The organism is Mucilaginibacter aquaedulcis, assembly GCF_030409325.1.
In the GTDB taxonomy this organism is placed as follows: Bacteria; Bacteroidota; Bacteroidia; order Sphingobacteriales; family Sphingobacteriaceae; genus Mucilaginibacter; species Mucilaginibacter aquaedulcis.
Genome location: NZ_JAUFPR010000002.1, coordinates 1617180 through 1629698 on the forward strand (window position 1 = coordinate 1617180; position 12519 = coordinate 1629698).

A 12519-nucleotide genomic window follows, 5' to 3' on the forward strand; every position below is an offset into this window, starting at 1 on the left:
AGTAAACTCTTCGCTTTCATTGTTTTGCTGTTTGATTGTTTAAAAGTTACCGCTAAAACCCAGTGCCAGTGTTTTGGGTGGTTTCATGGAATATGGATAATCCGGATCCAGTGTCGTTTTGGTAGCCTTCCAGATCAGGCCGAGATTCGTGGCATACAGGAACACCTGGATATGCCTGAAAGGCATTTTCTTAATTCCCACCCGGTCTGCATCCCAGGCCAGGCGCAGATCCTGCAGCCTGATATTATCGCCCTTCTCCACGTTGACGGAGGATTCATCATAGAACTGGTCACGCTGGCTGTCAGCTGGATAAATAAGCGAGGGAACGCTGGTATGCTGCTCGTCACCCGGCTTCTGCCAGCGCCGCGCATAATCCCCGCTTTCGGTATCATTGCTGCCGAACAGCGCGCTGTAGGCGATCCCGCGCCGTAAAAAATAATAGCCGAACTTGTAGCTGATCAGGGCGGAGAGCGAAACATGCTTATAGGAAAACGTATTGCGCAGGCTGCCGTAAACCTGCGGAACGGCAGAGCCGCTGTACTGCAGGTCCCCGACTTTAGTACCGCTCAGTATGGCGTTATAGTCCTTGCTGATCTGGCCGTTCACGTAGCCCTGCGGGTCACCGGTTTGTCCGTCCAGTCCAGCCCATTTATAGGTCAGGACCGCAAACGGCGCCTTCCCCACGAGCGGGGAGACCAGCAGACCGTCGCCCACATAAGGCAAGCCGGAGTCGCCGCTCTGGTAGTATCTGGTCACTTTACTCTCCGCGTAGTTCAACAAAAGGTCAGTCTGCCAGTTAAAGCGCCCCCGCAGCACGGCGGCATGCAGGTTGACCTCCAGGCCATGCCCCTTCATTTCCGCTACGTTGCCCTTATACTGGAACAGCAGCGTGGCCGGGTTCAGCACCCCGGTCGTTTGATCAACCGGGCTGAAACCGATCAGGTCCGTACTTTTTTTGGTATAATAATCGACCGAACCCGAAAGCGCATCTTTAAACAATGTAAAATCCAGCCCGAGGTTAACGATCCTCGTCTTTTCCCAGCCCAGGTCCGGGTTGGGCGGGTTATTGATAAAGGCGTACCGCTGTTTACTTACCGGGTCCTGCCCGCCATAGGAAATCGTGCTTTGTGCCGACAGCGTATTATCCACGTTGCCGCTGTAGCCATAACTCGCGCGCAGCTTCAGCAACGGCAGCCAGCCTGCATGAAAAAAGCTTTCATTGGACGCCGTCCAGGCACCGCCAAAGGAATAGAGCGGCACGCCCTTCTGGTTGGCATTCACCCCGAATAAGTTCGACTCGTCCTTGCGGGCACTGGCAGACAGGCTGTACCGCTTGTCAAAGGTATAGGCCGCATTCGTAAAGTAGGACAGGTTATAGATCCGGTCGGTCTGGTAATTGTTCTGATAAGGGATCTGGGCATTAAAAAAATAACCATAGTTGGACAATGGAAAACTGGTCACATAATCCACCGGAAGCCCGGATTCGGTGTCCGCGTTGTAGCCATAATCCCGCCCGGCCCGGTTCTCCGTCCGCACATTGCGGTATTCATAACCCGCCAACGCGGACAACTGGTGCCGCCCCCAGCTGCCATTATAATTCAGCTGCGCACGGATGGAATTGGACAGCAAGCGTGTATCCGAGGTGTTCATGATGCCACCCAGCGGTACCGGCAGGCTCAGCGTACCGTCAGCATTGGTTTGGGTGTACTGGTTGATCACGTTGCGCGCATAATAGCTGTTTGCCCCGTATAACAGCGTACCCTGCGTCTGCGCAGACTCCAGCTGGTAGCGAAACTCCGCCTGCAAGCCGGGAATGATCGTATACTTCGCCGCCGTATTCAGCAGCAGGTCCAGCTGGTTGCTGTGGCTATCTATATTTTTATAATCACTCAGCGGGCGGTAACTCCAGTCCTGGAAGCCTGCGGCCTGCGAACTTTCGATAAAAGATGCCCGGTAGTCGAGGTTAACCGGCAACGCGTTTCCCCCGCCGTCCGCCAGGCTCGCGTACGGATACAGTTGTCTCCCGTCCTGGCTCACCAGGCTCCCCGCGTCCTGGCGACCCGCTTTATTCCTGCTGTGGGTGATATAGGTCCCGATATCCAGCTGTAAATTTTTCAGCAGGTAGAAACTATTATCCGAACGCAGGTTCAACCGCTGGAAGCCGCCATCCAATGCAGTAAGGTTACGGTCATATCCCGCGGAGAACAGGTAGGTGCTTTTTTCCGAGCCCCCTTTGATGTTCAGCGCGTACTGCTGATTGACCGCCCTGCCGTACCAGTAACGCTGCAGGTCCTTCCGCACATCCTGCTGCGCCAGCGCAGCGATCTGGCTGCCGGCCGCGTCCGCCGTTACCTTCCCGTCCCGCTGCGCGATCAGCAGCTCCACCACCGGGGAGAGCGACAGGTGCGAAAACGAATTTTCGTAGTCCGTGTAAAAACCCTGGCCGAAAAGCATTTTCTCCACGTCCACAAAATCAGCGGAGGACATCCGCGGCTGGTAGAATACGTCGGGCTTCTCCGCTACCGTCACGTTCGCGTTAAAGCTGACCGAAAGCGGTTTGTTCCTGCCTCCTTTCTTCGTGGTGATCACGATCACCCCGTTACCCGCCCGGACACCCCAGATCGAGGCTGCTGCCGCATCTTTCAGGATCGTCACGCTCTCCACGTCATTCGGGTTGATGTTATTGATATCGCCGTTGTAGGGAAAGTTATCGACAACGATGAGCGGTGCCGCGTTACCGAAGAGCGTGCTCTTACCCCGGATCACCGGCGTGTTCTGCTGGCCCACCCTGCGGTCGAACAGGATATCGGTCACCCCGTCCAGGCGGCTCAGCACATCCGTACCCACCGAGCGGTTATACAGGCTGTTCCCCACCTTTTCAAAGCTGCCCGTCGCGCTTTCCCTGCGCAGCGTCTGGTATCCCGTGGACACCACGCTCACCTCCTGCAGCTGCTGCACATCCGGGCGCATCGTGATCTTAAAAAAAGTATTACTGCCCACAACAGCGATCGCGACCGCCAGCCCCGGTCTGCGGAACTCCAGCGTGTCAGCCGGTAAAGCGTCCATTTTAAAGTGACCGTCGCTCCCCGTAAACACCACCGCTTCTCTGCCCCGGATACGCACCTCCACGTCCTTCAGCGGCTGGCCCCTGATATCCGTCACTATCCCGGAAACAGCGGCCGGCACCGGCGCGCCATAAACAGCGCCGCTAAACCACAGCGCAGGTACAAAAAATAATATATAAAAAAGTCTCATGTTCAGGTTATTAAAAAACTATAAATAAAAATGGTGCTCCGCATCGTAACTCTCATCAAGCCTGTCCACGGTAAATACCTTCCTGACCGGATCCCAATGGGTCACTACCCCAAAAAAACGGTCCAGGTCCTCCTTAATACTTCGCCGGGCCAGCTTCGCCGAAAGCCCCGGCAGGATCAGCTCGTAGCAATACTTCCGGGAGGTATCCTGTACCCCCTTCTTTCCGGCTTTGTAACGGATCAGTTCCTTCCGGTCACCGGTGATCGCCGAATCCGCAAGCGTCTCCAGCTCCTTATACACCAGCGCGTAGAGCGCCCGGGGCACCACGTTAGTGGCCCTTACCCTGATCTCCCGCTTCACCGTATCCGTCACCGCCTGCAGGCTGCCCGGCAGCCCTTCAAGGTACCCCGTAATGACCGAGCGGTAGCGGAAAGCATCCTCCCTGCCCCCGTTATTACCCACCAGCAGCGGACGCTGCCGGTCATAATTCATCACATCTCTTTTCTCCCTCGCCGGCAAAGGCTTCCCCGCCAGTACCGCGTCGATCTGCGGCACATCGATCTCCGCAGCCTCCGTAGCACCCAGCACCAGGCCGTTCCCATCGATCCAGACATCATGCGGCAGCAAGCGGTGCGGAAACAGCCGCTGCAGTTCCTGATCCCCCACCACCGATGGCAGGTCCAGCCCCCTGAGCATGGGATTATGCTTCCAAAAGGCAGCCACCAGCTCACGCGGCTGAAAAGATACCGGCAAAATGACCACCTTATCCTTATATAGTCTCTGTACGGAATCCAGCTGCGGCATCGCATGGATACAGCCCCCGCAGTAGGTAGACCAGAAATCCAGGATCAGCAGCTTACCCCTGAAATCAGAGATCCGCGCGGTCCCCCCCGCCCGGTAATTAATCAGCTCCCGCAGCACCATATCGGGCACATGATCGCCCGCCTCCAGGCCCTTGGCCCCTATCTTTTCCTGGGCCCCTGCCCAAAAAAAGGCACAAAGCATCCCCAGGAAGCAAAAAAATCGCTTCATTTCAAAAAGTTTAAATCGTAAAAAATAAGTTGTTATCGCCCGCTATCCGCTCCCGAAATCGCCGCCTCCGACTATAAACCTAAGCACCTTTGTTGTCCCTCTCCCGCAGCTGACCACAAACTACACACCTTTCGGCATCCGTGGCACCCTGGCGCAGCTTTTCGACGGCGTCAACCAGGTTGATCAGATGGTCAAAAAGAAGCGCGGTCCTGGCCTCCCATTCCTCCAGCCCGTTAAGACCCTTTTCATCATTAAGCGCCAGATTCCGAAACACCTCCCATAACTCCTCTTTAACTTTGGCATAGTCGAACAGACTGTAAAATACCCTGATCATTTGTTCCGGCGTGCGCACCGAAAAATCATTTAAATCAATAACTAAACCCATAAAAAGACAATAGGATATCCGTTCCAGTTAAAACCACCGGATTTCATTAAATAATAAACCAAAACTGAAAGCAAAAAAAACGGCAGCCTGAAATTTTAACTATTAACCCTGACTGCCGCTTTCAGCGTTTAGGTCGGCCTCTGTATGATATTCTTAATGGGATTTTGCAGGGGGTAAGAAAGTACCGGAATATTATTAAAGGAGTTCAACTCAATGTTAGCGCAAAGCCGACAAATTGTGTTATTAATTATCGCTCGAGGAGATATCAAGCGCCTTCGTGCAAAACATAAAACCCGCCATAAAAAAACACAGTCGTTCCTACCATAGAAGTTACGAGCTCTAGCTAAATTATGGTTAGCTACCATTAGTGAAATAGGGTCTTGATCAGGCATGGCTAACTGTGCTTAAATTTAATTCAAGACGAAAGGCCTGTAAATAGTAACGGAGGCAATGTTTCGTCTTACCGCGGATGTGGCACCGCTAAGAGCCTCGAGCGTGGTAAGCTGATAGAAAACAAAGCCCCCGTTACCATATTAATATGGTTGGGGACAATGTTTTTAACTATCATCTCACGCTCTGGGAAAATTAGCGGTTTTCATCTCGCGAGAGTCATGTAAAAACTTTGTCTTTTAGACTATAAAAGTTTTCAAAAATAACAATATTTTAAGAGCTGAGTGTATTAATTCACCCAACTCGTTCAATTAACTAAAATGTTTATATTTGTCCATATGTATATTTCAAATATAAGAATACATAAATATTAAATAAATAACCCTTGGTTATATTCGTATAACTTTAAGTTATATTTTACAAAATGACAACTGGAACAAAAATCCGTTTACTAAGAGAACAAAGAGGCTGGGATCAAAGTGTTATTGCCAATAAATTGGAAATAACTCAACCTGCCGTTTCAAAATTAGAGTCTGACCAAACTAAATTATCTTGGGATAATGCTGTTAAACTGGCATCGCTTTTCGAAGTCGATCCGGAGTACTTTTTTGATTCAACAGTTAACAACTACGTGTATAACAATCAGAAAGTTAATCAGTTATTCAACTCCGATTATTCCGAAACCGATATAGAATTCATAAAAATTCTATATTCGGAACACTTAAAATCCAAAGATGATTTATTGCAAGAGAGAAGCATTGTTATTAACGATCTTAAAGAGCAAATCGCAGAATTAAAGAAAGAGCTTGCCGAATTAAAAAAACAGGGAAAATAATATTATATTAAACGATAATATATCCTTAATAAACAAATAAGCCAGTTCTCGACTGGCTTACTTGTCAATACGATATCACTAACCTACCGATTAGGCTTAAAATTTCGCTTCGACAAATGCCATTTTGAAGTAGATTATTTAGTGGGTTGACTTTCGTTTAATTTCGGTAGTTATGCAAATATTCTCTGACTAAAAAGAAGCAAATATATTCAAGAGTTCTTCTCCTGTCAGAAGAGAATCTACCTACGGCATAGGTATTTGATTACATATTATGCTTTATTAATTCCGTTACAACTGAAATTCCGACTTTCGTCGCAGTATCAATTGCCCATTGTCCGCCCGCTTTCAGAAATTTCACGACTGAGCTACCGTCCTTTTTTGCGGCATGTTCTTCAGCCATGGCGACATTTTGAAGGGCTGAGAATTGGTCAGAAGTCTGAGCTTCATCTTTCATTGCTGATTTTAGCTTTGATAATCCTTTTTGCAATTCTTCATAATTAATATCCGATGGCACGTTATATTGAATTTGCTGAAACGTGTTATTATCGGATTTTGCATTAGAGCCGATCGCTCCAACTTGAGAATGGCTTACATTGTACTTCTCTTCCATTTTAATATTTATTGATTTGTCTATGTATTGAATTGTTTTTTCTAAAACCTGTGGTCTAAAATTAAAAGTTAATATTCTATTTCTTAGTATTTCAAAATCTCCTGGCTGAAAGTTAAAGAATACTTTTTTAATACTGTAAATGAAATCACCGTCGCTCTGAGAGTCAACCTTTTTTTCATCTTTTAATATGGTTGCTATGGCAGTATTTAAATAAGCTTGGAGATTGTCTGATTCTTTAGAATAAGGGTTTATTAAGATTTTGTTCTGAGCAATTCCTAATAATACATTTTTAAGGCATTCATATTCTGAATGTAGCCTTAGAATAGTGATCCTTAAAGTTCGATTTAGCGTTATTAATGTGCTTTCTGTAAACCGTTCATGAATCCACAGCCTTACGGGAATATTTTTAATTTTTAAAACTGTTGTTGATAATTTTCTGTCAACCCATAAATTGGTATTAGAAAATAGCAACCGTGCTCCTGAATAGATAAATCTCTCATTATCATCCAGGTATATATATACCTGAGGCGTACAGGTATATAGTCCATTGGTATCACTTTTCAAATGCGATTGTTTGGTTGAATTAAAAAGATGAAAAAATTTAAGCGAATTTTTTAATTGTTTAATTGGCACAGGTTTCCGTTCAAATGCTGAAAATCTCAAAGTTGCTTGCACGTCAAGAAGATCGCTAATTAAGCTTATTAGCATTTGATAATTTATTTGTTGTTTTAAATAACCTTTGCTTGCGAAAGCAAATTCAAATTTATTAAGAACGAACTTTTCGGATGAAAACAAATGTTTACTAACGTTTTTTAATTCGAAATTTAAAGGCTCGACAATCAATGACCTCTCAAACTTAATTCCCTTTTTTATTTTGCAAATAAAATTCTCGCCGATCCAGTTATTCAACCCTTTTTTTGTACGCGCCGAAATGATACCTGATCCTCTTACGAATTCTTTTTCCGGTAAAGGTGAAGGCCATTGAGGAAGTGAAAGAAGATGGTCGCTTTCTGCGGTAAATGCTCTGATATCAGTTATCGAAAATTGTATAAATATTATCATATAAAAAAGCCCAAAGTGGCTAACATCTTTGGGCTCGATTTTTCACTTCTTGATCTACTACCTCCAGCAATAAAAGTATGCCGTAGCTAAACTAATACATCGAAGATTTTGACTTGAATTGACTTCTCAAATGATCAATGAGGTCCTTTGCCTCATTAGCAAATTTACAAATTTCTTTTTACAACATGTTACCAAAATGACATTTTGGAATGATGAAGCTACAAAGGCTACATTTGATTAAGTGCTTTTGAAAGTCAGCTTAAACATTTTATTTAAGGCATATTCTACCGTCTCTCTAAATATTTTTAGGTCATCATTGGAAATTGTCACATTCGCTCTTTTGTGAACTAATTCAGATCTTAGCTTATAGTAATATTCAATTCTTTTCCAAACCTTCCGGGTCATTCTAACTGTTTTTCGAACTTCAGTATGCACCTGTGATCGGTCTTGCATGATTCCTGATAGTCTGGTTTCAGAAATTGTATTCGGTGATTCATTAACGAGGTAATCTTTAAATGCGATTTCCAAGGTACTATCCAATATTAATAAACTAATTCTGTTGTTCTGTTCTAGCTTTAATTTTGGTAATTCATCTACCGCAATAATGGCCTCATAATGACCTTTAACCCAAGGTTTTTCTCTAGCAAGTTCTCGGTTTTGAATTTTAATAATATCTACGAACTTATGCTGTGCAACTCTTGGAATGGGTGGTAGATGTATACGTGTGGAAGCCGTAATTATATCTACATTTTCTTCTTTAATATCACCCGTTTTGTATTTGAAAATATTTTGTTCCCAACCACCACCAGTACTCCACTTTTTAGAAAGTTGTGAGTAATGATACAATACCTGATCAATATGTTCTAAAAGAGCGATATATGTTGGGTGCTTAATATTTATGTCTGATTTGCTGCTATTCCATGGCATTAATGAAGCGGGCCCATTAATCTTAATAATGGCCCTTGCTAATGAAACGGACGGATGAGGTTGTCCGATTCTAATCTGCCGATATCCTATTTCGCTTCCTTTGTAAGCCCGTGCAATAAGCCTTCTATTACAATAGAAATACGCACCATATTCACCACCAGATGGGTCGCCAGACCTTGTAAGGCCACCCAAAATGTTTACGTCAACACTACCCTTTGTTCCTAAATCAATTTTGCCGGAAAAGTTCGTTGGTTCGAAGCCCAAGGGAAATGACCAACTCTCAAACGTTATAGGATCAACTGTTCGATCATTTAATATAATTTCGAAATCTTCATTGATTAAAAACTGAGAGTAAGTTGCGCCTAAATGATTTACGGCTTCTGCGTGATTATCTTCAACTAATGGACTACGTAACTTAACTAGTTCAATTAAAGTAGAATTCTCGGCGATATTATCCACTTGAAAAACTTCCACGTCCCAACTGCTATCGCTAATCCAAGAATCATTTATTTCAACATAGAGAGTCTTTTCCTTTTTAAATCTTGTAAATATTTTTATTTCCTCAGCGAGCGCAACAACAGCTCTTTTACTACCTACACCAAAAAAACCAATACTTAAGTCATCACCAATATTTTTGCTATATCCAGGACTAACTATCAATTGAATTTCATCTTCCTTTAAGCCTCCGCTATCGTCACTTATTTGGATTATTTGCCTAGAATAATCAAGATCAATCTTTACTGTTAGTTTTTGCTTTTTGCCTGAGTATTTCCAGTTATCAAGCGCGTTATCTATAAGTTCGCACAACGCAATATCTAAGTGGTAGTCAGCAATTATGGAATGATAAATCCTTTTTGAAGGGGAAGCTTCGACATCTTTAATTTTTTGCTTCATTCATTAAGTTATTACGGTTTAAGTAAATTAGTCATCAATTATATTGCCTTAGAATAGTTTAATATTTTGTTAATTGCTTAAATTATAGATTTTAACAAAGAACCGCACTTTGTCGCCTCTACTATCTCCAACCTAATCGTTTTAAATTGTCATCATAATCTTCAAGCAAACTATTAACTAGGTCCTCTGAGTCGAAATCTGCTTGTTGTTGAGGTGAAAACTCATTGTCAATTGGCAGATTTTCCACAAACTCCCTTTCGGCAATTTCGTTTAAAACAGTGAGCAGACGATCATAACTCTTTATTACATTTGTAATAGCATAATCGCTGTTTAGGTATAAATTTACCGTTTTGCTCTGATAATTCCATTGTGCTTTCTCTAAGGCATTGATCACAACGACTTCGGCAGCTTCTTCCCAAGGCCACTTTTCAATTTGACCTTTTGTATTGTTATTGGCAAGTAAGTCGGTATAGAAGGGAATGTCCGTTTTTTTTATTTTGTTTACCGAGTTAAGTCCTAACGACAGGGCTAATGCATTTTTTATTCTGCTTCGGCCAATACCAGATGCTTGGAAGAATTTATCCGAAAAGTCTATATTTATTGAACCAAAATATTTATTGAAATCGATTTTATCCGGATCTTTCTTATTTTCCGTTTTCAAAATAATCTTTAGAATATCAAAAGAAGCCTGAATTCCAACTGTTCTAAAAATATAAGACTTTTGATTTGCCTTTTGCCATAGTCTGGTGTCTACGGCTTTAAAGTAATTTAAAACAGTATCATAGATAACTTGATCCTTTCCCGCTAAAAAAAAAATTCTTAGTGGCGAAAAATCTTTAGTCTTGCTGATCATTTCACGTTTTCGTCCACTAAATACTGATTTTTGCTGCATATCTATCCTATCTCGTTTAGGGTTTGCGCTTAGCAGTAAAAGGATACCATCAACAATAGTTGATGTTGAGACAACCCATGAATTACCAACACCATCAACAAATAAGTTCTCACCTTTCATTGGAGCGATTCTAATATGCTTATAAAAAGGAGAATTATTTTCTTTGTCAATATTAAGTTTTCTAGAAAGGAAAACAGCGAGTTTTTCCGGGGTCCACGCAATTTCCGGCTCTTCCCCAACATTATACCCAAACTGCTCCAACGCCAAACTTCTATCAACGCGTTTTTGATTGGAGTTTATCGTTGCGAATAAAAAAGCTTGATATGAATTAGGCAAATCAAAATATACCGAAACTATCAACTGCAATTGGGAATAACGCTCAGAATTAGTGACGTATTCAAAAGCGGTCAAACGATGTTGTCCATCAATTACCGCGGCAAGCTTGGCTTTTTTGGGAATTATAAGCCTATGAATACCACAATCCTTATCTTCAATAACATACCATCGTTCTGAATCATCATTTGTTACAACCCCGTTTTGAGTGTAATTAGCTGCTATAATGATTGAGTTTGGAAATGCCATTTCCACCGAATCAATGTATCGGGCAATTTCTTTTAGCCTTTTCTCGTCTTTAGGACGCTGACTACCTTTAACATTACCAAATTCGTCCTTATATTCCATTGGTTCGGAAAACGATATAGACAATAGGTCTTCCGCACTAATTTTTATAATAAAAAAATCACCTAAAGGCTGTTGTACCTTAAAAGCTGGAATTTCCAAATACGCGTATGTTTCACTATCCATTTTGAAGCGGTTTGTTAAGATCTCCTCCGACTGCGCCAATTGGATTTGGAAAGAAGTTAGGGTTATTGATATTTGCGATCCACCAAACTCTGTAAGCGATTATAACACCAACAACTCCCAGCGCAAAAGACCACAAATCTTGCTTGAAAACACTAAAAATTACGGCACCTATAACTAATAAAAAACTGACTAAAATTAATACGATGAGATTCATAAAAACAGTTGCAATTCCACTCACGTTTAGATCTCTCAGCTTTGATAAGAAATAATCTATACAACCAGCAAATAATATGCTCATGAAATAAGTAGTAATATTTGGCGGAACGTTGTGAAAAGTGACTTTTTTATCAATTAAAGCTTCAATTCCGATGGGAAGCCAGATACCTATAGAGCCCATAAAAATGACCGCTACACAGAAATAGGTCGATTGTAATTTCATATTTATGGATACAGTTTAAATTTCAATAGCTTTAAATGTATGTTGAAAAGTCTTATTCAACGACATTTTATGGTTATAAATTTTTCTTCCAAGGTAAAGCCCAATGATGATTACTTTTTCAACGATTACACAGGTCGCTTTACTCGGGAGATCATCAGCAGATATTAAAAGATATATTTTTTTTGTGTGAATAGCATGGGTATCTTGAATTTTCTTCACTTTAAGGTAATGAGGTTTTTTTATTGCTAATATACTACATCAAACAATATTAAAAATACTACGAGATATTATTATTATCCAGTGGCTACTTAATAGTTTATATATCATGCACAACTAATAGTTTCCAACAGTTAGACTTAATATCACTTTGAAAAAAAAGATAATCTACATAGTCACTCAACAAATCTTGTGAAGGATATTCTCAGCACTTGATATGTCCAATCAGACTAAATCCATACTTTTTCTGATGGAAGAAAATAGGCGATCACAATCGGGCCAGAAATTACGACATTTATGTATAATAACTACTCTTGTTTAAATCGTCCTTCCATTTTTTAATTATATCATGAATAAAGTAATCCATTGATAGCTGGCTGGTTTTTAAATCAAATAATATAACGCCATCTTGCTATTTAATCTGTGATATGATATCTCTTAGTATTTCTTTTTACCTATTCCGTAACAGCGGCATTGAACATCGAGTTTATGCCGCTATCAATATCATCAGGATAGTCTTTTCCATCTCCAGTGAATTTCATCATAATAAGATTTAAGTTTTTTCAATCTACTAATATCATTGATACTTTCCAAGCAAATATCTATTTTGGTTGGAAACATAAAACTTTAATAATAAATGTGTAGAAATTATAATTAAAATATGTGTTTAAGATGAGAGAAAGCTTCAACAGTATTCACACTTATTCTACGATGATATTTAACAACTTTGGCGCCGACATTGTAAAATTGATGGATGTTTACGCCACCCTGAAAAGGC

Annotated in this window: 8 protein-coding genes; 1 reads left to right on the forward strand and 7 read right to left on the reverse strand. The window is 42.1% G+C overall.

All coding sequences use genetic code 11. The features are described 5' to 3' along the window. Nucleotides 1-39 precede the first annotated feature (39 nt). From QWZ01_RS11050 to QWZ01_RS11060, 3 genes are all read right to left on the reverse strand, one after another. On the reverse strand, nt 40-3255 hold the full coding sequence (locus tag QWZ01_RS11050; RefSeq protein ID WP_290323381.1) for a SusC/RagA family TonB-linked outer membrane protein: 3216 nt from the start codon (nt 3253-3255) through the stop codon (nt 40-42). An 18-nt stretch (nt 3256-3273) separates the two neighbouring features. Beyond that, entirely contained in the window at nt 3274-4287 is a 1014-nt protein-coding gene (locus QWZ01_RS11055; RefSeq protein ID WP_290323382.1) for a TlpA family protein disulfide reductase, read from the reverse strand. 79 nt (nt 4288-4366) lie between these two features. Next, nucleotides 4367-4639, reverse strand: a complete 273-nt coding sequence (locus tag QWZ01_RS11060) for a hypothetical protein (protein WP_290323383.1) — start codon at nt 4637-4639, stop codon at nt 4367-4369. A gap of 847 nt (nt 4640-5486) precedes the next feature. Here QWZ01_RS11060 and QWZ01_RS11065 point away from each other — a divergent pair. Beyond that, nucleotides 5487-5897 (forward strand): helix-turn-helix domain-containing protein, encoded by a 411-nt coding sequence (locus tag QWZ01_RS11065; protein ID WP_290323384.1) that lies wholly within the window; start codon nt 5487-5489, stop codon nt 5895-5897. Nucleotides 5898-6159: 262 nt separating this feature from the next. On the opposite strand, the gene QWZ01_RS11070 is transcribed toward QWZ01_RS11065, so the two are convergent. The 4 genes from QWZ01_RS11070 to QWZ01_RS11085 all read right to left on the reverse strand — a co-directional run bounded on the left by QWZ01_RS11070 (nt 6160) and on the right by QWZ01_RS11085 (nt 11525). Continuing rightward, on the reverse strand, nt 6160-7569 hold the full coding sequence (locus QWZ01_RS11070) for a hypothetical protein (RefSeq protein ID WP_290323385.1): 1410 nt from the start codon (nt 7567-7569) through the stop codon (nt 6160-6162). 237 nt (nt 7570-7806) lie between these two features. Then, nucleotides 7807-9390: an ATP-binding protein gene (locus QWZ01_RS11075; protein ID WP_290323386.1), complete on the reverse strand. Its 1584-nt coding sequence runs from the start codon at nt 9388-9390 to the stop codon at nt 7807-7809. 121 nt (nt 9391-9511) lie between these two features. Next, nucleotides 9512-11086, reverse strand: a complete 1575-nt coding sequence (locus QWZ01_RS11080; RefSeq protein ID WP_290323387.1) for a DGQHR domain-containing protein — start codon at nt 11084-11086, stop codon at nt 9512-9514. Beyond that, on the reverse strand, nt 11079-11525 hold the full coding sequence (locus QWZ01_RS11085) for a hypothetical protein (RefSeq protein ID WP_290323388.1): 447 nt from the start codon (nt 11523-11525) through the stop codon (nt 11079-11081). Before QWZ01_RS11085 ends, QWZ01_RS11080 begins: the two co-directional genes overlap by 8 nt. Nucleotides 11526-12519: the final 994 nt, after the last annotated feature.